Below are 21,795 nucleotides of genomic sequence, written 5' to 3' on the forward strand. Positions count from 1 at the left end.
GCCAGCCAGCGCTTGGGACATGTTTGCTGCATGTGCTAAGCGTGCCGCAAGATCGGGCACAAGTAGAGAGGGGGTAAGCGGATGGTGTGCGATTATCGAACCATTGTGCGATCTGCGGGCGGGTCTGTTACCCCTGTGGGCCATGCCGCGGAGCAATGCGCTGGACTAAAGCTGAGTTCCTGCATGGCTGCGGACCGGGCGCGGCCTGACGCCGCTACACCATGGCTACAACCCAGGGCTCAGGGCACGCTGGGCGAGGACGCAGTTGATCTTTCCGCGCTCAGGCGCAGTTCTGCAATATCGCGCTTTGGCGGCGTGCCGAACTGGCGCCCGTATTCACGGCTGAACTGCGAGGGGCTTTCGTAGCCGACCTTGAAGGCCGCGGTGGCGGCATCCAGATGCTCGTTGAGCATCAGCCGTTTCGCCTCGTTCAACCGCAGCCATTTCTGGTATTGCAGCGGGCTCATGGCGGTCAGCTGACGGAAATGCTGGTGGAAGGTCGAGAGCCCCATCTGCACCTGGGAGGCGAGCTCCTCCACCCGCAGCGGCGCGGCGTAGTTCAGTTTCATCCAGTCGATGGCCTTGGCGATTCGGTGCCCCTTGCTGCCCACGCTAGCGATATGGCGCAGCAGCGGGGCCTGGTCACTCAGCAGCAACCGGTAGTGGATTTCCCGCTGAATGAGCGGCCAGAGCACAGGTATGGCATCGGGCTCCTCCAGCAGTTCGATCAGGCGGGTGAAGCTCTGCAGTAACTTCGGGCCCAACTCACCGACTCCAGCGCTGGTGTGAAAGGACTGCCCACTCACTGGCAGGCGACCATCTTGTGCGATCAATTCCGCCAGTGTGCGCAGGTCCAGCTTGAACACCAGGCCCAGGCAAGGGGCCAGCTCGCTGGCCATGGTCACCGCCGAATTCGCCGGGATGTTCAGCGAGGTGACGAGAAAGCGGGATGTGTCGTAGGGGAAGGCCTGGCTACCGATGACCATCTCCTTGGCGCCCTGCACCACCAGCACGATACTCGGCTCGAGGATACAGGTAATCGGTGGGGCGGTTACGTTACGTCGGTAGACGCTGAGGTCTGCGATTTGAGTCGTGAAATCGCCAGCCGTGGGCGCGTGCGCGCCGATCACCTTGCACAGCTTGGCCATGGGGTTCGTTGAGGAGGGCGGTGGCAGGGTGGCAGGCATAGGAAGCTTCCGATCATCGTGTGAAAACATTACGGGCGCAGTGCCTCCTCTGTCCATGCCCAGTCGCTAGGTGCTGGAGAATCAGGCAATAAAACTACCCGTTTGCTCTATTGATGAAGCGCTGCGTGCGACGAAGATGGCTACTGGCGACGGGGCCAGCGTGCTCAGCCGAGCAGGCCCCTCGCACCCATTACATTTCGAGCAGACAAGCATGCGTGCGTTGAAGACTTTGTTCCTAGCGTTTGCCTTGATGGCCAGCTCATTCACTGCGGGAGCCGCCGATATGTCCCATGAAGCCGACAATTTCTACAAGAGTGACCAGGTGTCACGCGAACGGGTTTCCTTCAAGAATCAGTTTCAGATGACGACGGTCGGGAACCTGTTCGTTCCTCAAACCCTTGAGCGCGGAACCCGTTACCCCGCGATCATCGTCGGCCATCCGATGGGCGCAGTTAAGGAACAGAGCGCGAATCTGTACGCCCAGAAGCTGGCAGAGCAGGGCTTCGTCACCTTGGCCATCGATCTATCGTTCTGGGGTGAAAGTGGAGGGCGTCCGCGCAACCTGGTATCCCCGGACATCTACGCCGAAGACTTCAGTGCGGCGGTCGACTATCTTGGCGCTCAGGGATTCGTCGATCGCAATCGCATCGGTGTGCTGGGCATCTGCGGCAGTGGCAGCTTTGCCATCAGTGCGGCGAAAATTGATCCGCGGATGAAAGCCATTGCTACGGTCAGCATGTACGACATGGGCGGCGCCAATCGCAACGGCCTCAAGCATGCGGTAACGGTCGAGCAGCGCAAGAAGGCCATAGCTCAAGCAGCAGCTCAGCGGGATGTCGAGTTTGCCGGCGGTGACACCTTGTACACCAGTGGAACGGTCGACAAGCTGACCGAGCATTCCAACGCCATTGAGCGTGAGTTCTACGACTTTTACCGCACGCCTCGGGGCGAGTTCACCCCCAAAGGGTTGTCGCCGCTTTTGACGACACATCCCACACTGACCAGTAATGTCAGGTTCATGAACTTCTACCCGTTCAATGACATCGAGACGATCTCGCCACGCCCAATGTTGTTCATCGCGGGGGAGGACGCCCACTCCCGTGAGTTCAGTGAAGAGGCGTATCGCCTTGCCGGCGAACCCAAGCAACTGGTGATCGTGCCGGGTGCTGGCCACGTCGACCTCTATGACCGCGTCGCATTGATCCCCTTTGGCAAGCTGACGGCATTCTTCAGCGAACACCTCAAATAACCAGCACTACTGCCAGGCCCAGCCTCTCTCGGCTGGGCGTAGGTACCTGCGTCTTTGCAATGGGAAGACCGAGTCCGTTATGAGTAGCTCAGCAACATACCTTCACCACACAAGCCGTCAGGTCTGGAGCGCAGTCCTGGCAATGTCGCTGTGTGCGTTCGCCCTGGTGGCTTCGGAGTTCCTGCCAGTGAGCTTGCTCACGCCGATTGCGGCCGATTTGTCACTGACTGAAGGCCAGGCAGGGCAGGCCATTTCCATCTCCGGTTTGTTTGCCGTGATCACCAGCCTGATGCTGGCCCCCCTGACTCAGGGTATCGACCGCAAGCCTGTACTGCTGGCCACAACCGCGCTGATGCTGGTTTCCGGGGGGATGGTGGCCTTTGCCCCGAACTACCTGACATTGATGGTGGGGCGGGCGGTGTTAGGCGTCGCCATTGGTGGCTACTGGTCGATGTCCACAGCGGTGATGATGCGCATCGCACCCGCACCGCTGGTTCCCAAGGCTATTGCCCTGATGCAGGGCGGTACCGCTTTGGCGACGGCAATCGCGGCGCCCGTTGGAAGCTACCTGGGCGGCATGATTGGCTGGAGAGGCGCGTTCGTGTGCGTCTTGCCCTTGGCCGCGCTGGCGTTGATGTGGCAAGCCTTCACGCTGCCTGCGATGCCGAGCGAACGCAAGGCCGCGTCAGCCACCGCAACCTTGCGTTTGCTGGCAGACTCCAGGGTCGCGCTCGGCATGGCGGCCGTGGCTTGCCTCTTCATGGGGCAGTTCACACTGTTCACCTATCTGCGGCCCTTCCTGGAAACGGTCACCCGTGTGGACGTGCCCACCCTCTCGCTTGTGCTTCTGGTCACCGGTACCGCAGGGCTGGTCGGTACCATGGTCGTTGGGGCGCTCGTTGGTCGACACCTGAATCGGGTGCTGCTGGGCGTACCCTTGATCATGACTGCCATCGCTTTCGCAGTGATCATGGTCGGTAGTTGGGTCGTTCCAGTCGCTGTCTTGCTCGGTATCTGGGGGCTGATCTCTACCTGTGCCCCCGTGGGATGGTTCACCTGGTTGGCCAAAGCAATGCCGCACCAAGCGGAGGCTGGAGGCGGCTTGATGGTCGCAGTGATTCAGCTGGCCATCACTGCGGGGGCTACCGTGGGTGGCGTGCTGTATGACGGGTTCGGCTACCGAGCCACATTCGTCGCCAGCGGCGTGCTCTTGCTGTCGGCAACCGTGCTAAGTGCTGCCACTAATCGCACATTCCCATGTACAAGCCGTACGCTACAGGGAACAAACCAGTGAGACGATGCACTGGGGCATGGCCACAGATCAAGCCGGCCGAGAATGCACCCCATGCGATCGCTTTGACGCTACTTTGCTCTTCCACCAGCCTCTGAGGTTCATGAGGCAGAGCACGACCTGCAATACGATCAAAGCCCATGCCTGGGCATGCAAGCCCCAGATCGACCACAGCAGGTTGCTGGCGATGAAGCAGCAGAACCCCACTTTACGCCGGCCTGGGCGGCGCGAGCCGATGCACCAGGCCGCCACCACCGTCACAGCCATGGCAGGCCATTCCAATAAACCGATCCAGTCTTCCATCGGGCACAATCCAAATCATTCAATCAAGGCCATGCCTTCGACGGTCATGGCCATTCCCCTTGCGCGAGCTCCCGGCGTTGGCAGTGGCTTGTGAGAGTGGACCAGGCCGAACACACCACAGCTCGCGCCGTTATTGCTGACCGGGAGCAGAACAGCAAACACTGCTGTTCATGCGCTGGGCAGCTACGCGAAACTCAGCCTGCCAATGCTTTGATCAATTGCTCATTGAAGGCAGGAATATCGTCCGGCTGGCGGCTGCTGATCAGGTTGCCATCGACCACCACCTGTTCATCTACCCACGTGCCGCCGGCGTTGCGAATATCATCCTGCAAGGTCTTGTAGCTGGTCATCCGCTTGCCTTTGACCAACCCACTCGATATCAGCAACCAGGCACCGTGGCAGATGACCGCCAGGGGTCTGCCGGCAGCGTCATGGCTTTTGACCAGCTGTTGCGCGCCAGGGATCAAGCGAATGGTGTCGGAGTTCTGAACGCCGCCGGGCAGCACCAGGGCATCGTAAAGATCGACCTGGGCATTGTCGAAAGTCGTATCCACGGTGAATTCGTCGGCGGGCTTGTCATGGTTCCAGCCTCGGACCGTACCTTCTTTCTCACCCAGGATGTCGACTACCGCGCCGCTCTTTTCCAAAGCCTCACGGGGGCCGGTCAGTTCCACCTGCTCGAAGCCGTCAGTGACCAGAAAGGCCACACGCTTACCGCTCAGTTGTGCATTCATCATTCATCTCCTTTACCAATAAACCTTCAATAGGGGCCCGCCATGGCGAGCAAAGTTCCTGCTCGATGCTCAGCGGTGTGCTTAGCGGCGCCTGCGTGGCGAGCGGGTGGCGGCGAGCCCGGCGATGACACCGACGGCTGCCGCAACCACCCACAGCGTCATGTTGCCGTTGCTGGATTTGCAGCCGCCCTCCACGCTGCGCCGGTCACTGGTTGGCTCGAACAGGTTGCCGGAGGTGATCTGTGCACTGGGGCTGCGGTTCAACGCCCTGCGTGTCAACCACCCTGTAACCAGCGCCAGGCGCGGGACCAGGTAGCTCGCCAGGTGGGCAAGGCGGGCGGCAGTGCCAACGGTGGTGTGGGCGCGAGGGGAAATAGCGCTGGCCACCATGGCCTTGGCTACCTGCTGCGGGTCGTAGATCGGCCCGGGCGGTGTGAGCGCATGGCCGGTGTAATTGCCACCATCCCTGAAGCCCGGGGTGTCCATGACCGCTGGATAAATGTCGCAGACGTGGATGTCCGGGAACTCGGTCAATTCGCCGCGCAGCGCCTCGGTCAGCCCGCGCAGGCCGAACTTGCTCGCCGAATAGGCCGCCGCATAGGGTTGGGCGATCCAGCTTCCCAGTGACAGGGTGTTGATGAGAATGCCGCTGCGTTGGGCCTTGAAATAGGGCAGGGCCACGTAGGCGCCACGCAGGTAACCGATCAGGTCGGTCTGAATGACCTGTTCGTGTGCTTGCAGCGGTGTTTGCTCAAAGTTGCCCACCGCGCCAACGCCGGCGTTATTGACCCAGATATCGATCCGTCCGTGGCCAAATTCGGCAGCCTGTGTGGCCAGCGCCTGCACCTGGTCGCTGCGGGTGACGTCGGTGACGATCGCCACGGCGTCTGTGCCACAGTCGGTGCATTCATCGAGCACATCGAACAAGGCTTGCTCATCGCGTGCAGCGAGCACCAACCGCGCACCGGTGCAAGCGAATGCATGTGCCGCGGCCCTGCCTATACCACTGGAAGCGCCGGTGATGACCACGACCTTGCCGCGCAACGGGCCCTTTAACGGGGTAGGGGCTGCAGGATGGGCAGGTTCTGGGGCCTGCTCGACGTTGTCCGCGGTAGGTGCGAGGGTGGCGCTGGCGGGTATCTTCGAGAGCTGCAAGGCCGTGCCGTCGATCAGCACCAGCTTCATGCCCTCGATGGTGCCCGCCACCCGGTCCGGGAAAACGGGTTCACCCTGCGCATCCAGGCTGTCATAGAGGAATTTCGTCCCTTCGAGCCAGCCTACTGCCGTGAGCAGTTCGGGGCCGAGGTAATACTTACCGTCCTGAAAGAAACCAGGGAACTGATGAGCGCGCTCGACGTTCTCCACGCAGTAGCGTTCGCCTGGTTTCATGCCTGTCGCTTGATCGATCATGGTTCGAACCCCTTCGGTCAAAGGCCAGCGATCGCTTGGCGTTTGCTGTGTTCGTCGGACTCTGCGAGTCACAAGCCCGAATGTGGAGTGACTAAGCAACTGAAGCCGGCAGAGGCAGCAAAGTTCAGAGCAGGTGGCAGGCGGCATGAGCAAGGCAACGAGCCCAAATGCGGATGGCGTGAACTTGCCGGATCTTCAGGCGGTCCACCGTCACTCAAGAATGGAAAAGGGAGTGAGGATGTCGACACCTGGCAAGCTCCGGACGCGTGCAACAGTGCTCTGCTTTCGCAGTGGCCGACTGTTGTTGGTGCGCCGTAAATCGCGTGGGTGGAATTTCCCAGGTGGCAGCGTCAAGCCGCATGAGTGCCCCCTCAGTGCTGCCGTTCGTGAACTCCAGGAGGAAACGGGTATTCGCCGGCAGCGCCTGGTACAGCTGTGTACGGTCCGTGCCGGTCGCATTGTCCATCACATCTTTACCTTGCAGATCGATGAACGAGACCGGCCTGTGCCGCAGAACGAAATCGTGGCGTGCAAGTGGGTACAGCGCCGCAAGCTGGGACCGTCCCGGCTAGGGCCCGCAGCTGCTGAACTGCTGGCGCGCAACCTTCCGGCCTTGGTCGCTTGACTGGAGAAGGTAGCGCTGTAGCTAGGCAAATGATGCCCGAGGGTTGGGCACTAAGCCGGTGAATCTCCTTGTTTCAGGCGCGCCACGTTACAGGCCAGCCACTCCATCCGGCCCGATTGTGCAAGTGCCCGGCGCGTGCAAACCCATCGGCTCATTTCCAGACAAAGCCATTACTTCAAGATGGCAGTTGACCTGAAACGGTTTTGATGATCATCTGCGCGCCTGTTTCAGGTGCCCCCTGCCGCCGTGCATGGGGTGAAACGGGAAGCCGGTTCGTCATCCTCGCGATGATCAGTCCGGCGCTGCCCCCGCAACGGTATGCGAGCGAAGTATTCGACACACCACTGTGCCTCGGCATGGGAAGGTGAATGCTTCATGACCCTCGCGAGCCCGGAGACCGGCCTGAAGCACAGTTTGGCAAACCCGCGGTGGGCGGGCGCAGGCCGGTTTCCGTGGGCGTGCGCGCCTGCGCGTTCCCCATGCGTTGTTCCCTCCGGGATTCTTTCATTCCTGCTGCAAGTGGAAAGATATGTCCCGCTACTCGCTTTTCAGTTCTCTGCCAGGCACGTTGATGCGTGCAAGCCTGGTGCCTTGTGTTTTCATCACCGTCCCGGCGCACGGCGCCGAAGCTGACCAGGCACTGGCGTTACCGGCTACCGCCATTACAGGCACCCTCGGGCAAGACACCCAACCGGATCTGCATACCCCCAGCACCAGTGGTTCACGCCTGAACCTCACACCCCTGGAAACGCCTGCGAGCGTCACCAGCATCAGCGCCGAGCAGATTCAAGCCCGCAACAACAACACCGTCCAGGATGCAGTGACGCGCTCGCCCGGCATCACCTTCATCGGCACCCCCGGCAACGGCGGCACGGCGCTCTCGGCCCGAGGGTTTACCGGGCACAGTTCCACCATGCAGCTGTACGACGGCACCCGGCTGTACGTGGGCGCCGGCACCGTCACCTTTCCTGTGGACACCTGGTCGGTCGAGCGCATCGATGTGCTGCGCGGCCCGGCATCGGTGCTCTATGGCGAGGGTGCCACGGGCGCGGTCATCAACGTGGTGCCGAAAAAGCCCTTCGATGGGGAAGTGCGCAACCATGTACGCTTGGGCTACGGCTCCAACGATCGTCGGCAAGTGGCGCTGGACAGCGGCGGCTCGCTGACCGATACGCTGAGCTACCGACTGAACCTCAACAAGCTTGCCAGTAACGGCTGGGTCGACTGCGGTGAATCAGAAAGCATCGCCGTCAGCGGCGCGTTGCACTGGCAACCGAATGACGACCTCAGCGTCACCCTCAGCCACGATTACGGTGATCAGGACCCACAGCAGTACTTCGGTACACCGCTGGTCAACGGGCATTACCAGGAGTCGATACGCGACCACAATTACAACGTCGATAACGCCGAGGTCCACTACAACGACCAGTCCACGCGGCTGGTCACTGAGTGGGTGATCAGCGACAACCTCACCGCCAGCAATCAGTTGTACTTCCTCAAGGCTCAACGCCGCTGGCGCAACGCCGAGAGCTATACCTGGCTGCCGGGTGGTCAGGTGCAGCGCAGCAACTTCATCAGCATCAAGCAGGTCCAGGAGCAGATCGGCGATCGCCAGTCGTTTACCTTGCAGCATTCGCTGTTCGGGCTGGACAGCCAGACGGTGGTCGGCGCCGACTACAACTCGATCCGGTTCGTGCGCAAGCATGACTTCGGCAATACCCACACCGATACCGTGCCGCTGTCCGGTTCGGGTGGCGGCGACTACATCAGCACTGACCCCTACCGCTCGCGCGAAGCCAACCAGGCTAAGCAGTTCTCGTTGTTCGCCGAAAACCGCACGCAGCTTACCGAGCGGTTGTCGTTGATTACCGGGGTGCGGCGTGACCAGGTGCACCTGGACCGTGATGATCTGGATACCGATACCCGGTCGGATCGCAGCCTGAGTGGCGACAACTGGCGAGCGGGCCTGGTGTTCGCGCTTAGCCAGGACCTCTCGGTCTACGGCCAGTACGCCACCAGCACCGAGGGCGTCAGCAACCTGCTGACCCTCAGCGCCGCGCAACAAAGCTGGGACCTGAGCACCGCCAAACAGACCGAGGTGGGCATCAAGCAGATGCTGCCTGAGGGCCGTGGCGAGTGGACCCTGGCGGCCTACCACATCGTCAAGAAGAAGCTGCTCAGCACCGATCCGCTCAACCCGACGGTGCAACAACAGATCGGCCAGCAGTCTTCGGACGGCATCGAAGCCACGCTGGAGCTACGCCTGCCGTACGATATGCAGCTTTCAGCCAACGCCGCCTGGGTGCGTGCCGAGTACGACGAGTTTGCCAGCGGCAGCAACGACTACAGTGGCAACCGGCCCGTCAACGTACCGCGGCGTTCGGCCAACCTGTGGTTGAGCAAGGACTTCGGTCAGCGCTTCAGCGCCGGGGCAGGGGCGCGTTATGTCGACAGCCGCTATGGCGATAACGCCAACACCGTGCAGGTGCCGAGCTACACCGTGGTCGATGCCAACTTCGACTGGCATGTCCAACCTGATCTCACGCTGGGCCTGCAATTGAACAATCTGTTCGACCGCCAGTATGCCACCACCACTGACAACAACGGCCTGCAGTGGTACCTGGGCGAGCCGCGTTCGTTCTTCGTGACGGCTGACTACAGCTTCTGAGGGGGCCGCCACCGGCCTTCGGGCCGGTGCTTGCTGGAGTGGGTTCAATGATGCATCTGAAAATCGACGGCCTGCATTGGTCTGTGCCTGAGCGAGGCGGCAGGCAACGTCCGTTGCTGCACGCCGTGGATCTGTGTGTCGGCAAGGGAGAGTTCGTTGGGCTGATTGGCCCCAACGGCAGCGGCAAGACCAGCTTGCTGCGCTGCGCCTACCGGGCTACGCAGCCAACCGCAGGCCAGGTCAGCTTGAACGGCGTCGAGTTGTGGCAGCGCAACCCGCGCTGGTGCGCCCAACGCATTGCCGTGGTTCTGCAGGAGTTTCCAGAGGAGTTCGGGTTGAGTGTCGGCGAAGTGGTCGCCATGGGCCGCTCGCCGCACAAATCGCTGTTTGAAGGGGACACAGCCGACGATCTGCAACTGGTCGCTGAGGTGCTCGAACGGGTAGGGCTGAGCGGCTACCGCGAACGGACCTTCGCCACGTTGTCGGGAGGTGAAAAGCAGCGAGTGCTGCTGGCCCGTGCGCTGGTACAGCGCCCTGAAATGCTCATTCTCGATGAACCGACCAACCATCTCGACCCCCGCTATCAACTCGGGTTGCTGCAGCATTTGCGAGGCCTGGGCCTGAGCACCCTGGCCAGTTTTCACGACCTCAACCTGGCAGCGGCGTTTTGCGACCGCTTGTACGTCATCGACGGCGGGCGAATCATTGCCAGCGGCGCGCCGCAGCAGGTGTTGACCGTCGAGCTACTGTGGCAGGTCTTCGGCCTGCAAGCGCTGATCGACACGCACCCGCTGCATCCTTACCCACGCATTACCTGGATAACCCGGCCATGAACATCTACGCCTTGATCGGCCTGTTGTCTCTGCTGATGGCATTGCCCATCGCGGCCAGTGAATACCCATTGAACATCCGCAGTTGTGAGCGTTCGGTGAGTTTCAGCAAAGCGCCGCAGCGGGTTGTGGTGCACGATGTGAACATGACCGCCATGCTGTTGCACCTGGGCCTGCGCGAGCGCATCGTCGGTTACACCGGCTTTACCCGCCACAAACACCGCGACCCATGGATCGATGATGCGCTGGAGGGCGTGCCGCAACTGGCCAGTCGTTACCCCTCCATCGAAACCTTGCTGGCGATAGACGCCGACTTGTTCTTCGCTGGCTGGAACTACGGCATGCACGTGGGTGGCCCGGTCACGCCCGCAACGCTGGCAGCGTTTGAGATCCCGGTCTATGAACTGAGCGAGTCGTGCTCCTGGGTCATGCCCCAGCAACGCGCCAGCTTCGATGATGTCTCCCGCGACCTGGGCAATCTGGGCCGCATCTTCAGTGTCGAGCCGCAAGCCGAAGCCCTCACGGCGCACATGCGCCAGCAGGTTGCCGAGGTGCGCAGGCGGGTAGCTCAGGCGCAGCATCGGCCACGGGTATTCCTTTACGACAGCGGTGAAGACCGGCCGACCACGTCGGGGCGCCTGGGCATGCCGCAGGCCTTGGTCGATGCTGCCGGTGGCGTGAATGTGATGCAGGACGTGGCGGCCAGCTGGACGCAGGTGAACTGGGAGAGCGTGGTGGAACGCGACCCTGAAGTGATTTTGATCGTCGATTACGGCCCTAGAACCTGGCAGCAGAAGCGCGACTTCCTGTTGCGCCAACCTGCGTTGAAGGATGTGCGGGCCATACGCGAGCAGCGCTTTGTCCCCTTGACGTACCTGCAAGTCACCCCTTCGGTGGAAAACGCCGAGGCCGTCGCGAAGATCGCGCGGGCGTTGCATCCGGCGTTGTTCAAGGAGGCAACACCATGACCTGGGGGCGCAGCCCGGGGAGTTATCGCTGGCTGATCGTGATCCTGGTTGTGCTGTTGGTGCTTTCTTCAGTGATCGCTCTGGCATTCGGCCCGGCCTCGGTCCCGGTGGGCCATGTGTTCGGGATCGTTGCCCAGCAGTTGGGCGTCGATCTTCCGGGAGCGTGGAGCAACAGCCAGGCGCAGATCGTCTGGATGATCCGCGCACCGCGTGTGTTGTTAGGGGTAGTGGTAGGCGCGGGGCTGGCATTGGTGGGTACCGCCCTGCAGGCCGTCACGCGCAATCCGCTGGCCGACCCGCACCTGCTGGGCGTGAGCTCTGGCGCCGCGCTGGGCGCGGTGCTGGTCATGCTGTACCTCGGCGAATTCATCGGCGTGTTCAGCCTGCCCCTGGCAGCTTTTGTGGGGGCAGCGGCGAGCATGCTGTTGGTTATCGCCGTGGCCAGGCGTGGAGGGCGCATGGAGAGTGACCGCCTGCTTTTGGCGGGTGTCGCGGTGTCATTCGTCCTGATGGCCTTGGTCAACCTGTTGCTGTACACCGCTGACCAGCATGCTGCAGCCTCGGTGGTGTTCTGGATGTTGGGTGGGCTGGGCGCGGCGCGCTGGAGCGTTATCGGCTTGCCGGCAGTGTGTGTGTTGCTTGGGTTGCTTGTGCTACAGGTGATGGGGCGTGGCCTGAACGCGCTCATGAGCGGAGAGCAGACCGCGATCAGCCTGGGGTTCAGCGGCCGCCGCCTGCGTCTTCATGTATTCATCTGCACGTCGTTGCTGACAGGGGTGCTGGTTTCGCTTTCGGGCGCCATAGGCTTCGTGGGGCTGATGGTGCCGCACGTGGCGCGTGCGCTGGTGGGGGCGGAAAACCGGCGGTTGATGCCGGTCAGCGCGCTGCTCGGCGGGCTGTTCATCGTTTGGGTGGATGTGGCTGCGCGCACGCTGATCGCGCCGGAGGACCTGCCGATTGGCATTGCCACTGCAGCCTTGGGTGGGCTGTTCTTCATCGTGCTGCTCAAGCGCTGAGAGCACGGCAAGCGACGGCCTGGTCGCTTGCCGTGCCTTGCTTCAGAAGTCGACGGTGAGCCCTGCATACAGGGCGCGACCGTCGCCGGGGGAGTGCAGCGATGCATCGGCACCGTCCGGGTCGTACCAGACGTATTCGTAGTAGCGATCGGTCAGGTTCTTCAGTTGCAGGTCGACGCTCAGCGTTTCGCTGAGCTTGTAGGTGGCGCCGAGGTTCATCAGCACGTAGCCGCCATACGTGCCTTGGGTGTTCTCCCGCTCCAGGTAGTAGTTGGTCTGCCCGTTCGCCCAGGCAGTCAGCTGCAGCTTCGGGGTAGCCTGATAGCTGATGCCGGTGTTCCACAGATGGTGGGGCACGTGATCGATTTCCTGGCCTTTGCTGCCTGGTAAGGCGCTGCTGGGCTCCAGGATCTTGGAGTACTGCCAGGAGTAGGACATCCACACCTCAGTGCGTTCGTCCGGGTGCAGGTTGACCTGCAGGTCATAGCCCCAGCGGCGTGTTTCACCAACGTTGTCCGACTCCCCGCTGGGGTCGTTCAGGCGACGGCTCACCTCGCCAGAGGCGTCCTGACGCCAATAAGCCACGCGGCCATCGATCCAGCTGGCCGGGGTGAACTTGACGCCCGTTTCCCAGCCTTCGTTGATCGATGGGTCCAGGTCCTCGTTGCGCGGCGGCACCTTGTAGGCTGCGGCGCCCGTCCCGACCTGGAAGGTCCGGCCCCAGTTGGCGTAAACGCTGGCGAACTTCCACGGCGAATAGACAATGCTGAGCTTGGGCTGCTTGATCAGCCCGTAGTCGTTGATGTCCGAGTCCAGCCCGGTCATCTTGTTGGTAAAGTCACCGCTGATCTTGTCGACGCGATAGGCCGGCACGATCTTGAGCGACTCCACTGGCTCGATTTCAGCCTGCACATAGGCCCCGACCGTGTTGAAGTCGAAGTCCTGGTCACGGGTCTGCGCCTGCCGCACGCGATTGATCGTGCGGTATCGCTCGCTGCGGTTCTGCTGTTTCTGCACATCGCTTCCGCCTTCAAGGGCGAACGCATGCAGCCAGTCCACCTGTGGCCGCCAGGTCAGCGAGGTAATGGCACCGTACTGATCCTCGTAAGTGTCGCGCTCCTGTTGTGAACTGGTGCGCCAGTACTGCGTCCAGCGACGGTCGTCATAGGTGTTGAGGTAGGTCTTGGCCGACCAGGACAGCGTTTCGGCCAGGTCGGTGTCGAAGTGCACGCTGACCTGGTTCATTCGCCGCGTACCTTTGTCCGTGGCGTTGTAGTCATTGCTCATGCGTGGATGATGGCGGGCGTCATCCTCGGTCAGGTAGCCGGCCTCCTGGGCTTCGGACTCGTAGTGGCGGGCGATCAGGCCAAGGCGATAGCTGCCATCGTCAGGGGTATAGAACCACTTGCCGCCGAAGCTGTAGCGTTCGGTATCGGCATGGTCGCGGTAACCGTCGACCTGCTGGCGGGCGAAGAAGTAGTTCTGTGTCCAGTTGCTGGTCTCGATGCCCTTGGCCAGCTGCACCTCGCGGGTGTTGAAGCTGCCGTAGCGCAGGCGCGCCTTGTTGTAGTTGCCGCCGGTGCGGGTGTTGATATTGACGTTGCCGGCGATGTTGTTCAGGCCATAGCGCGGGTCGCTGGTGCCGCGCACCACCTCGATGCTGTCGATGTCCATGGGGAACACCGAGTCGAGGAAGGGCATGTTGCCGTCATTGGTGTTGCTGGGGATGCCATCGATCAGCAACTTCACCGCGTTCACTTCGCCTTCGCCATTGAAGCCGCGGAACGACAATTTGCCTGAGGTGGTGCCCTGGTTGAACTCGGTGAGCATCACCCCTGGCGCGCGGCTGAACAGCTCCCAGCTGTAGGCCACGGGCATCTTTTCGAGGATGTCACCGCCCAGAATGTCCACCGAACTGAGCACGCTGCTGGTGGCCAGCGGGCCGCTTTCGGTACTGGTCACGTTGACCGCGCCAAGGGTGAGGGTGGAGTTTTCAGCAGGCAGAGTTTCGGCAACGGCCAGCGACAGGGGGCTGAGGCTGAACAAAGCGAGCACGGGCAGGACAGCGCGTGCGGTGCAACGGAACGCAGGCATGGAAGGTTTCCTGGTCAGACAGTCGGGCAGGGCTGCGCACCGAAGGTCACGGTGCAGCCGTGGGCAAGCAACGACAGGTCAGGCCAGGGGAGAGGCACGCGGGTTGAGCTTTGGCCACTGCTCGCGCGGCAGCAACAGCGTGTGGCTGGCGCCGAGCAGCAGCGCGTCGGGCCAGTAGCGGGGATAGAGGTGGCGATAATGGGAGCTGGCCAACATGGCATGGCCGGCATGACCACAGCAGCAGTCACCTGCCGGGTGTTTCGTCTCGGACTGATCGCCGAGTTGCGGCAGTTCGGCCTTGAGCTGGGCCAGCAACGATTTGGGCAGGCTCTGCGCACCGTGCAGGCTGCAGAAGCTGCCGAGAATCAGCGATTGGCTGTCGATGCGGGGTGTTTGCAAGGCACGGTCGAGCGGCATCGCCAGCAGGTTGAACAGCATGGCGAGACAGGCGAGGAGGCAAAAATGTGCGCGAGCACGTATCGTCATGAAACCCCCGGACGGGTAAGGCGTGCATTAAGCCGCATCTGTTGCGGGCTGTAAAAGTTCAGCAGTGCGCCATTTTGTCGCAGACGCACCCCGCCGAAGGCTCAATGACTGCGCATACCGACGGCCACCTTGGGAGGGTCCTGGCCGGCTCTGCGCTTTTGTCTGCGTGGGATTGCACCGAGCCATTGCGATGGCGGCGCCACTGTAAAGACCGTGGTGGGTCTGACCAACTGTGACAATCTGTCCCTGGGGGCCACCCGCATTGGCCAATGGCGTCCAACTGCGCCAGGTGTGGCGGCTTGTCGCAGACGGGGCAGGCCACCGCTGAAGCTTCTACGGGGCCGGTTTCGATGCTAAAGTCGCCGCCCATGAACCGTCTGCCTTCAAACCGACCCCTCGTTGCCTGGGCACTGTACTTCTGTGTCCTGTTCAATGTACTTGGCTGTGGCCTAGCCCACGGGCAGGTAGTGGGGCTGGCGCTGAATGGATTCGGCGGCGCGTTCTGCAGCTTAGGTGGCGATACCGCCCCTCTCAAGGCCAAGCAGGACGGCGCCCTGGCGAGCGACTTGAGCATTCCGTTCAGTTGCCCGATGGGCTCGGCGGCTTTTCTTACCCTGGTCTTTCTCATCGCTGTCGGCTGGCTGCTGGCCAGCAGCGAGCGCCGGCCAATCCTGCGTGAAGTACGCAGCCATGCCCCGCCGCGTTATTGCTGGCCCTCATCCAACCCTCGCGCTTCACCTCTCTGACGCTACCTGCGCCTAGGCGCCGTGGCGGGCCAGTGCCTGCCATTAACACGCCGGATCTACGGTGCATGCTCAGGCATGCACCTGCCGGTTGGTTTGGCCGTCGTTGGAGGTAAGCCCTCATGACCTGTCGAATCTCCACGCCCGCGCTACCTGGCGAGGCATGAACATGCGCCATTGCGGCCTGCGCGCACGCACCTGGGATAGCCTCTGGGTCGCCGCGTTGCTTGCCATGCTGCTCAAGGTATTGGCATTGCCCATGGCCAGTACCCTGGGCGACCTGAGCCTGGCGCAGTTGCTGGCGGGCAGTTATTGCTCGTCGGGCGGCGTTCAGCCGGCCATGCCGGACAAGGACGGCAACCTCAGCCCGAAGACGTCCGCCCCGGGGCATTGCTGTTGCGCCCAGGGCGGCCCTGCACCTCTGCCTGCCTCGTTGATCCTGGCCGGCTTCGTGCTGCCCGTGCTGCCGGTCGACCAGCAGCCCGCCGTTCTGGTGCATTCACCGCGGCACTGCTGGCCGTCGATCAACCCCCGTGCCTCCCCGACGTCGATCGCCTGACCCGCAAGGACCCAGGCCGCACCCGCTGGAAGCGGGGCGTCGGCCTGCCGATGGCTAGCCGTACCCAGGAGCACACGATGTCTCGCACCCTGACCGCTTCAGCGTTGCTGGAGCCCTCCATTCGCCCGTCGCGCGCGGGCGACTTCCTGTTGCCGTTTCCCGATTACCCCTGCAACGCCCGCAGTTTCGTCAACCTCGATGCGCGCCTGTTGCCTTACTGGCACACGCTATTCGATGTCTGCCCAAGCTTGCTGAAGCTCGACCCGCCTGAGGGTCTTGAGTTGTTCCGACGCTTCATGACCTGGGCCTACCGGCACCATCCGGCGCTGGATTGGACGTATTACATCAGCGTTTGCCGCTGGTTGCTGAGCTCCCCCTACCAGGCGCGTGTGACTGAGGAGCACATCGAGGCCTTCATGGTGGCCGCGGCCGCCTTGTGGGTGGCGACTGATGTGTCTCAGGCCCGTGGCTTGGTGCTGGCCTGGCAGCCTATGGGCGAACGGGTCGTGGAGTGGAAAACCGGCGTACGGCCGGCGCTGCCAGCCTCCCAGGCGGACGAAGACTTGCCGTCACCCCCTTGGGAATTTTCCTGGAGCCCACTCAGCGCCAAAGGCCAGAGCAGCTTCCGGCGTTGGTTGCCGGTACCTGGCTAAGGCAGGGCGGCACAGGGGCGGCGTTGCGCCGCCCGTTTTCCTATTCGTTGAATGCTTAGCGAGAGACCGACGATGGACATACTCCAAGCCATGCGCGCGTTCAGTTGCGTGGTTCAGGCCGGCAGCCTGACCGGCGCGGCCGAACGCCTCGACACCACCACCGCCAGCGTTTCCCGGATGCTCTCCAACCTGGAGGCGCATCTGCATATTCGCTTGTTGAACCGCACGACCCGCCGCATCGCCCTGACCGAAGCCGGCAACCGTTACTTGAAGCGCTGCCGGGTTATCCTCGAACTGGTGGATACCGCAGAGAACGAGATACACCGCCACACACTGGACTTGCCCACGAACGGGCAGGCCAATACCCGAACGGGCGCAGCGCTCCAACTGGGCGCTTGTTAATCGGGTAGGTCGTCTTCGCCGCTGGCCAACGGGCGCACAGGCGCATCGACCTTGACCGAGGTTTCGTTACCCGCGTCATCGACCACGGTCAGGGTCAGCGGCACAGTGGCGCCTTCCTTGATCTGCTCTTTGGGGTTGATCAGCATGATGTGGTAGCCGTGGGTGTCCAGCACCACTGGCTGGCCCGCTGGCAGTGACAGGCTCGCCAATGGCTTCATGGTCATTACGCCGTCCTTCATGGTCATCTCGTGCAGCTCCGTCTTGGCGGCCACGGGTGAACTGACCCGAACGAGCTTGACGTCCTCGTTGGCGGTAAGGCGCATGAAGGCTCCGGTGGCGGGCTGGCTGGGTACCGTGGCCCTGACCCAGGGGGCCTCCACCTTCACTTCGACCTGAGCCAGGGCGGTGCTGGCGAAGCTCGTCATTAACAAACCGAACAGGAGGCCATTGGCCTTGCGCAAGCCTTTGAGCGCGAGTGGTTTCATCAGGAACTCCTTGTTGATTGGCGGCGCCAGCCTTGTGTATGAAGGACGCCTGGTCAAATAGCATAGTCGGTGCTGTATGAGGGCGTGGCAGGTGTGGTGCCGGCACGTTGTGGTGCGACAGACTGCCGCAGCGAGCCCAAAGCCACTGCTCGACGCCCGTGCAGTCAGCGCGTTGCGCGACATGCGACGAGCTGTCGCAGTTGGGCGGGCAGCAGACAGCGCCTAGCATGGTCGGCGCCTGTATTCCTTCGTCCCCTTCACGCTGCACGCCAGGCGACCCGCAACGCCCCCCGCCTTTGGGCGGGCCGCTTTCTTTCGAGCCGAGAGAGCCGTCATGGACCATGAACTGCTGAAAATCGTCTGGTGGCTACTGATTGGCGTAATGCTGATCAGTTTTATGCTGGGCGAAAGCCTGGACGTGGGCGCGCGGGTACTGGTGCCGTGGTTGTCGGGTCGAAGTGGCGACCCGCTGCCGCAAGCACCGGCGGCGCCAGCGCATATCAACCTGCTGTGGTTGCTGGCCCTGAGTTTCACCCTTGCGCTGGTCTGGCCATCGCTCGGTGGCCTGGCCTGCCTGATGACGGGCCTGTTGGGCCTGCTGGTACTGTTGCGCCGATCTGCCTCGCAAGCCGCCCGGCCACGACAAGCCTGGCGCGTGCTGGCAGTCGGCCTGCTGCCGGCAGTTCTGCTGGGGGGCATGCTGGGCAACGTGCTTCTTGGGTTGCCATTGAGTCGCTGTGGCCAGGCGGGAATACAGTTTCACGGGAGCGTGGGCGGGCTGTTCAGTCCGTTCGCCTTGCTTACAGGCGTGGTGAGCCTGGCGATGGTTTGCCAGTTTGGCGCTGCCTGGGTGATGCAGCGCGGCGGCGGCTGCTGGTATCAGCCTGCAAGCCGGGTCGCAGGCGTTGCAGGCGTTATGTTCCTGGCCAGTTTCATAGTGGCTGCGATATGGCTGGCAACGAATGCGCGCGGCTACAGTGTGTGGGCGGTGGAGCGTCCCGCTACCCTGTGCGGGCCTGGCACCTGGGTGGTGCTGGCCAACAACCCTGGCTGGCTGGACAATTTTCAGGCCTGGCCTGCAGCTGTTCTGGCACCATTGTTTGCCTTGTCTGGCACTGTCATCAGTCTGTTCGCTTGCGCCAATGGCCGGTCTAGCCTGGCGCTATTGGGCAGTGGCCTGACGGTGGGGGCTGTGCTGTGCAGTGTGGGGCTCGCGTTATTCCCTTTGATCTTGCCTTCCAGCGTGCAAGTGTCTGCCAGCATGACGCTATGGAGCGCGGCCGGTGACGAAAGAACCTTGGGGACTTTGCTGATTGTTGCCAGTGTGCTGCTACCGATGTTGCTGGCTTACACCCTGGGTGTCAGCCTCAAGGGCTCGCACCTGCTGATCGAGCCATCGAAGCGAGTTAGAAAACGCCAACGCCATGCGCTTTGCTCGATCCAGGGCGATGAACGCATTGCGTGAATCACGCATTCGAGCGTCATGCCTCGAGATTATCTCTGGCAAACTCCGAACCCTGCCATCGTGAACCAACTGCGAATGTGCGCGCAAACTCCCTGGCCATTGCCTGGACCAGTTGTGCCCGCAAGGTATCGCTGTACCACAACCGGACGGGGGCCTGAAAGCCCCCGGGTTGTTCATCAGTGATTGCCGTGGGCAGCGTCCTTGTCGACCTTGACCACGCCTTGGAACAGCGCGAACTGCTTGACCCGCTCGGCGGGTTGAGCACTTTCGGCCTGGCGCACTGCCTGGCTCAGTTGGGCCGCGTCCTGTTCACTGAGCCCGGCGCTGTGCAGGGTTGCCGGGTCGAGCAGTGAATCGCCGGCGCACAGCACCACGCGCCAGCCGTGAGGCCCTTTACGCAACAAGGCACGGCCGCCGCGCTGGTCTTGCAACCAGCCGGCTACCGCATGCTCGCCCTGGATGGTAACCGGGCCAACGTCCAGTGGCGCATCCGGGCGTTCGAAGTTGTGTCGCATCAGGTGCTGAATGCTCTGCTGCTCGCTGGCGGTATCGGCCACGGCCAGCAGCGGGCTGCAGGCCAGCAGCAGCGCAAGGATCGGTGCTTTCATGTGCTTGTTCCTTGTAAGGCTGCCGACTGCTGTCGGCAGCTTCCGGTGGCGGGCTCAGAAGCCCATCTTCACACCCAGTTGCGCCGAAGTACCGGGCATCGGGTAGTTGGTACGGTAGGCGTAGTCACGGTCGAACAGGTTCTCCACGGCGACGAACACTTCGCCCACCTTGCCCAGTGCGGGTACGGCGTAACCGACGCGCATGTTGACCACGGTGAAGCTATCGACTTTGGAGAAGTTGCTGGCGCCGGCGGTGCGTTCCTCGGCCAGCACGTACATGTCTTTCTGGTACTGCGCATCAGCCGACAGGCGCCAAGGCCCGGTCTCGTAGGTGGTGCCCAGCGACAGCGATTTCTGCGGCGCGTAGGGCAGGGTCTTGAGGGACGGATCGAGCCAGGTGAAGCCGACGAAGCTGCTCCAATTGCTGGTCCAGCGCTGCTGCCAGGTGGCTTCGGTACCCTTGATGTCGTAGTCACCCAGGTTGATGTAGGAGGGGCTCGACACGGCCGGCGGGAAGGCGAACAGATAGCGGTCCTGCAGCTTGTCCTTGAACACCGCGAGGTCCAGGGTGGCGCTGTCGATGGGGTTGAAGCGCACGCCCAGTTCCTGGTGGTCGACTTTCTCGGGCTTCAGGTCCTTCCAGGTTTCACCCAGCGCCGGGATCAGGCTCGACATCACCGAGGCTTCCAGGCCGGGGTAGTTGATGCCGCGCGAGGCGTTGGCACGGAACTCGACATTGCTCGATGACAGCAACAGGCCTGCGTGCGGGGCGGTGGCGTTGTCGAACACATTGTGCTCATACGTGCGTACGCCGACCGAGGGGGTCAAGGTCCAGGTGTCGTTGAGGGCAAAGGCATGGCTGACGGCGAGGTGCGGCGATGTCACGCGCAGGGTGGGCGCATCGAACTTCGCTTGTGGCGCCGGGGCGATGCGCTTGAAGTGGACCTCGCCCTTGCTCTCGTCGATGTCCAGGCCCAAGGCCACTTCGCCGCCTTGCCAGGGGCGCAGCTGTTCTTCCCAGCGAATGCCTTGTAGCGTGAAGTCACTGATGGTGTCGCCGTCCAGGCCGGTCTGGTCAAGGGCCGAACCTCGGCCTTCGTTGTGGTAGACCTTTAGGCTGCCATCGCCCCATTCGTGATTGTGCGCCAAGGACAGCGAAGCGAGTGTGCCGCGGGTATTGAACTCGCCATTCTTGGTTTCCGGCAGGCCTTTCTGCCCGGGGTCAGAGACCTGGTTATTGGCATGCAGCAGCAGCAACCCGGTACTCCAGTTCTCATTCAGCCGGTAACCCAAGCGCGCCATGCCATTGTTCAGCCGGCCATCACCGTCACTGCGGTCACCGTCGGAGTGGGCCGCACCCTGGGCCAGCAGGTAATCAAAATCGCCTTCCCGGCCAATCAGGCTGGCTTGTTCGGTGGCTGTGCGGAAGCTGCCGCCGGTGAGTTGCAGCTCCCCATGGTGGTTGTCGCCCTGCTCGGCAACCTTGGGCGTCAGGTCGATGGCCGCGAAGGTGTTGCCGAACTTCTGCGGCTGCGGGCCTTTGTACACGCTGATGCTCTGCATCGCGTTGATCGGCAGCAAGTCGAGCAACGGGTGGCCCCAGACGCCCATGTAGAACGGAACGCCGTCGATGTAGGTCTTGATCTCGCTGCCCGGGCGGCTGGCACCCATGCCCCGGATGTACACCGCACCGCCTTCGGCACCGCCGAACGAGCCTACCGGGTTGAAGCGCGACACCACTACGCCGGGTGTACGACGCAGGGCCGAGGACAGGTCGAGGGCGTTGAGGTCGCGGATTTGCTCCTGGCCTACCACGGTGGTCAAGCTGCCGAAGCTATCGACGTTGTTCTGGTCGATGACCGAGGTCCCGACCACCGAGGTTTCGGCCAACTCCACCGTGTTGGTCTGGGCCAGCGTGGCACCACTGGATAACGCGAGTGCAGCAGCGCAGCAGATTGTCTTGTTCTTCATGCTCTGGGTATTCCTGAATGCAAAAGTGGCAAGGCGAGCCGTAGTCCA

20 protein-coding genes, 1 pseudogene and 1 riboswitch are annotated in these 21,795 nt (G+C 62.4%); of the genes and pseudogenes, 12 read left to right on the forward strand and 9 right to left on the reverse strand.

The features are described from left to right. Positions 1-239: 239 nt before the first annotated feature. Positions 240-1,148: an AraC family transcriptional regulator gene (locus ABRP30_RS12420; protein WP_349975489.1), complete on the reverse strand. Its 909-nt coding sequence runs from the start codon at positions 1,146-1,148 to the stop codon at positions 240-242. Between the two features lie 259 nt (positions 1,149-1,407). On the opposite strand from ABRP30_RS12420, the gene ABRP30_RS12425 reads away from it, so the two are divergent. Both ABRP30_RS12425 and ABRP30_RS12430 read left to right on the forward strand, forming a co-directional pair. Next, positions 1,408-2,436, forward strand: coding sequence for an alpha/beta hydrolase (locus ABRP30_RS12425; protein WP_372490484.1), 1,029 nt, complete (start codon positions 1,408-1,410; stop codon positions 2,434-2,436). A gap of 79 nt (positions 2,437-2,515) precedes the next feature. Next, entirely contained in the window at positions 2,516-3,730 is a 1,215-nt protein-coding gene (locus ABRP30_RS12430; RefSeq protein ID WP_349975487.1) for an MFS transporter, read from the forward strand. Positions 3,731-3,757: 27 nt separating this feature from the next. Here ABRP30_RS12430 and ABRP30_RS12435 read toward each other — a convergent pair whose 3' ends face one another. The 3 genes from ABRP30_RS12435 to ABRP30_RS12445 form a co-directional block, all read right to left on the reverse strand. Beyond that, positions 3,758-4,030 carry a hypothetical protein gene (locus ABRP30_RS12435; protein WP_349975486.1) on the reverse strand — a complete coding sequence of 91 codons (273 nt, stop codon included), beginning with the start codon at positions 4,028-4,030 and terminating at the stop codon, positions 3,758-3,760. Positions 4,031-4,224: 194 nt separating this feature from the next. Continuing rightward, the gene (locus ABRP30_RS12440) at positions 4,225-4,764 is read right to left on the reverse strand and encodes a type 1 glutamine amidotransferase domain-containing protein (RefSeq protein WP_349975485.1); all 540 of its coding nucleotides are present in this window, start codon (positions 4,762-4,764) and stop codon (positions 4,225-4,227) included. A gap of 81 nt (positions 4,765-4,845) precedes the next feature. Then, entirely contained in the window at positions 4,846-6,174 is a 1,329-nt protein-coding gene (locus tag ABRP30_RS12445) for an SDR family oxidoreductase (RefSeq protein WP_349975484.1), read from the reverse strand. A gap of 238 nt (positions 6,175-6,412) precedes the next feature. Here ABRP30_RS12445 and ABRP30_RS12450 point away from each other — a divergent pair, with 238 nt between their 5' ends. The 5 genes from ABRP30_RS12450 (at position 6,413) to ABRP30_RS12470 (ending at position 12,281) form a co-directional block, all read left to right on the forward strand. After that, positions 6,413-6,799: an NUDIX domain-containing protein gene (locus ABRP30_RS12450; protein ID WP_372490485.1), complete on the forward strand. Its 387-nt coding sequence runs from the start codon at positions 6,413-6,415 to the stop codon at positions 6,797-6,799. Positions 6,800-7,011: 212 nt separating this feature from the next. Then, a riboswitch (cobalamin riboswitch) is annotated at positions 7,012-7,220 on the forward strand. Between the two features lie 108 nt (positions 7,221-7,328). After that, positions 7,329-9,467 carry a TonB-dependent receptor gene (locus ABRP30_RS12455; protein ID WP_372490453.1) on the forward strand — a complete coding sequence of 713 codons (2,139 nt, stop codon included), beginning with the start codon at positions 7,329-7,331 and terminating at the stop codon, positions 9,465-9,467. Between the two features lie 47 nt (positions 9,468-9,514). Further along, a complete protein-coding gene (locus ABRP30_RS12460; RefSeq protein WP_267823683.1) occupies positions 9,515-10,300 on the forward strand; it encodes an ABC transporter ATP-binding protein in 786 nt (261 codons plus the stop codon). Then, the gene (locus tag ABRP30_RS12465) at positions 10,297-11,265 is read left to right on the forward strand and encodes an ABC transporter substrate-binding protein (RefSeq protein ID WP_267823685.1); all 969 of its coding nucleotides are present in this window, start codon (positions 10,297-10,299) and stop codon (positions 11,263-11,265) included. Before ABRP30_RS12460 ends, ABRP30_RS12465 begins: the two co-directional genes overlap by 4 nt. Beyond that, on the forward strand, positions 11,262-12,281 hold the full coding sequence (locus ABRP30_RS12470; protein WP_267823687.1) for an iron ABC transporter permease: 1,020 nt from the start codon (positions 11,262-11,264) through the stop codon (positions 12,279-12,281). The genes ABRP30_RS12465 and ABRP30_RS12470 overlap by 4 nt, the downstream gene beginning before the upstream one ends. Before the next feature lie 42 nt (positions 12,282-12,323). Here the strand turns inward: ABRP30_RS12470 and ABRP30_RS12475 are convergent, their stop codons facing one another. After that, positions 12,324-14,375 (reverse strand): TonB-dependent receptor, encoded by a 2,052-nt coding sequence (locus ABRP30_RS12475; RefSeq protein ID WP_349975481.1) that lies wholly within the window; start codon positions 14,373-14,375, stop codon positions 12,324-12,326. Between the two features lie 78 nt (positions 14,376-14,453). After that, positions 14,454-14,861 carry a DUF2946 family protein gene (locus ABRP30_RS12480; RefSeq protein ID WP_349975480.1) on the reverse strand — a complete coding sequence of 136 codons (408 nt, stop codon included), beginning with the start codon at positions 14,859-14,861 and terminating at the stop codon, positions 14,454-14,456. A gap of 368 nt (positions 14,862-15,229) precedes the next feature. Between ABRP30_RS12480 and ABRP30_RS12485 the strand changes: the two genes are divergently transcribed. The 4 genes and pseudogenes from ABRP30_RS12485 to ABRP30_RS12500 all read left to right on the forward strand — a co-directional run. After that, positions 15,230-15,607 (forward strand): DUF2946 family protein, encoded by a 378-nt coding sequence (locus ABRP30_RS12485; protein WP_349975479.1) that lies wholly within the window; start codon positions 15,230-15,232, stop codon positions 15,605-15,607. A gap of 160 nt (positions 15,608-15,767) precedes the next feature. Next, complete coding sequence (locus ABRP30_RS12490) at positions 15,768-16,163, forward strand: DUF2946 family protein (protein ID WP_267823695.1); 396 nt, start codon at positions 15,768-15,770, stop codon at positions 16,161-16,163. A gap of 77 nt (positions 16,164-16,240) precedes the next feature. After that, on the forward strand, positions 16,241-16,816 hold the full coding sequence (locus tag ABRP30_RS12495; protein WP_241806930.1) for a putative natural product biosynthesis protein: 576 nt from the start codon (positions 16,241-16,243) through the stop codon (positions 16,814-16,816). 72 nt (positions 16,817-16,888) lie between these two features. Next, a pseudogene (locus ABRP30_RS12500) lies at positions 16,889-17,134 on the forward strand (LysR family transcriptional regulator); the annotation flags it as partial. 80 nt (positions 17,135-17,214) lie between these two features. Here ABRP30_RS12500 and ABRP30_RS12505 read toward each other — a convergent pair. Continuing rightward, on the reverse strand, positions 17,215-17,703 hold the full coding sequence (locus ABRP30_RS12505; RefSeq protein WP_267823698.1) for a copper chaperone PCu(A)C: 489 nt from the start codon (positions 17,701-17,703) through the stop codon (positions 17,215-17,217). Between the two features lie 334 nt (positions 17,704-18,037). On the opposite strand from ABRP30_RS12505, the gene cydB reads away from it, so the two are divergent. After that, positions 18,038-19,168 (forward strand): cytochrome d ubiquinol oxidase subunit II, encoded by a 1,131-nt coding sequence (cydB, locus tag ABRP30_RS12510; protein ID WP_349975478.1) that lies wholly within the window; start codon positions 18,038-18,040, stop codon positions 19,166-19,168. A 176-nt stretch (positions 19,169-19,344) separates the two neighbouring features. On the opposite strand, the gene ABRP30_RS12515 is transcribed toward cydB, so the two are convergent. Then, positions 19,345-19,776, reverse strand: a complete 432-nt coding sequence (locus ABRP30_RS12515) for a copper uptake system-associated protein (protein WP_267823702.1) — start codon at positions 19,774-19,776, stop codon at positions 19,345-19,347. A 54-nt stretch (positions 19,777-19,830) separates the two neighbouring features. Beyond that, a complete protein-coding gene (locus ABRP30_RS12520; RefSeq protein WP_267823704.1) occupies positions 19,831-21,747 on the reverse strand; it encodes a TonB-dependent receptor domain-containing protein in 1,917 nt (638 codons plus the stop codon). Positions 21,748-21,795 lie beyond the last annotated feature (48 nt).

Source organism: Pseudomonas sp. WHRI 8519 (genome assembly GCF_040224055.2).
Classification (GTDB): Bacteria; Pseudomonadota; Gammaproteobacteria; order Pseudomonadales; family Pseudomonadaceae; genus Aquipseudomonas; species Aquipseudomonas putida_X.

Excerpts from the sequence above, each read along its gene's own strand:
- ABRP30_RS12480 (WP_349975480.1), bottom strand. The coding sequence starts at position 14,861 with ATGACGATACGTGCTCGCGCACATTTTTGCCTCCTCGCCTGTCTCGCC.
- ABRP30_RS12475 (WP_349975481.1), bottom strand. The coding sequence starts at position 14,375 with ATGCCTGCGTTCCGTTGCACCGCACGCGCTGTCCTGCCCGTGCTCGCT.
- ABRP30_RS12465 (WP_267823685.1), top strand. The coding sequence starts at position 10,297 with ATGAACATCTACGCCTTGATCGGCCTGTTGTCTCTGCTGATGGCATTG.
- ABRP30_RS12505 (WP_267823698.1), bottom strand. The coding sequence starts at position 17,703 with ATGAAACCACTCGCGCTCAAAGGCTTGCGCAAGGCCAATGGCCTCCTG.
- ABRP30_RS12520 (WP_267823704.1), bottom strand. The coding sequence starts at position 21,747 with ATGAAGAACAAGACAATCTGCTGCGCTGCTGCACTCGCGTTATCCAGT.
- ABRP30_RS12470 (WP_267823687.1), top strand. The coding sequence starts at position 11,262 with ATGACCTGGGGGCGCAGCCCGGGGAGTTATCGCTGGCTGATCGTGATC.
- ABRP30_RS12495 (WP_241806930.1), top strand. The coding sequence starts at position 16,241 with ATGTCTCGCACCCTGACCGCTTCAGCGTTGCTGGAGCCCTCCATTCGC.
- ABRP30_RS12515 (WP_267823702.1), bottom strand. The coding sequence starts at position 19,776 with ATGAAAGCACCGATCCTTGCGCTGCTGCTGGCCTGCAGCCCGCTGCTG.
- ABRP30_RS12490 (WP_267823695.1), top strand. The coding sequence starts at position 15,768 with ATGAACATGCGCCATTGCGGCCTGCGCGCACGCACCTGGGATAGCCTC.
- ABRP30_RS12430 (WP_349975487.1), top strand. The coding sequence starts at position 2,516 with ATGAGTAGCTCAGCAACATACCTTCACCACACAAGCCGTCAGGTCTGG.
- ABRP30_RS12460 (WP_267823683.1), top strand. The coding sequence starts at position 9,515 with ATGATGCATCTGAAAATCGACGGCCTGCATTGGTCTGTGCCTGAGCGA.
- cydB (WP_349975478.1), top strand. The coding sequence starts at position 18,038 with ATGGACCATGAACTGCTGAAAATCGTCTGGTGGCTACTGATTGGCGTA.
- ABRP30_RS12445 (WP_349975484.1), bottom strand. The coding sequence starts at position 6,174 with ATGATCGATCAAGCGACAGGCATGAAACCAGGCGAACGCTACTGCGTG.
- ABRP30_RS12440 (WP_349975485.1), bottom strand. The coding sequence starts at position 4,764 with ATGAATGCACAACTGAGCGGTAAGCGTGTGGCCTTTCTGGTCACTGAC.
- ABRP30_RS12485 (WP_349975479.1), top strand. The coding sequence starts at position 15,230 with ATGAACCGTCTGCCTTCAAACCGACCCCTCGTTGCCTGGGCACTGTAC.
- ABRP30_RS12450 (WP_372490485.1), top strand. The coding sequence starts at position 6,413 with ATGTCGACACCTGGCAAGCTCCGGACGCGTGCAACAGTGCTCTGCTTT.
- ABRP30_RS12435 (WP_349975486.1), bottom strand. The coding sequence starts at position 4,030 with ATGGAAGACTGGATCGGTTTATTGGAATGGCCTGCCATGGCTGTGACG.
- ABRP30_RS12420 (WP_349975489.1), bottom strand. The coding sequence starts at position 1,148 with ATGGCCAAGCTGTGCAAGGTGATCGGCGCGCACGCGCCCACGGCTGGC.
- ABRP30_RS12455 (WP_372490453.1), top strand. The coding sequence starts at position 7,329 with ATGTCCCGCTACTCGCTTTTCAGTTCTCTGCCAGGCACGTTGATGCGT.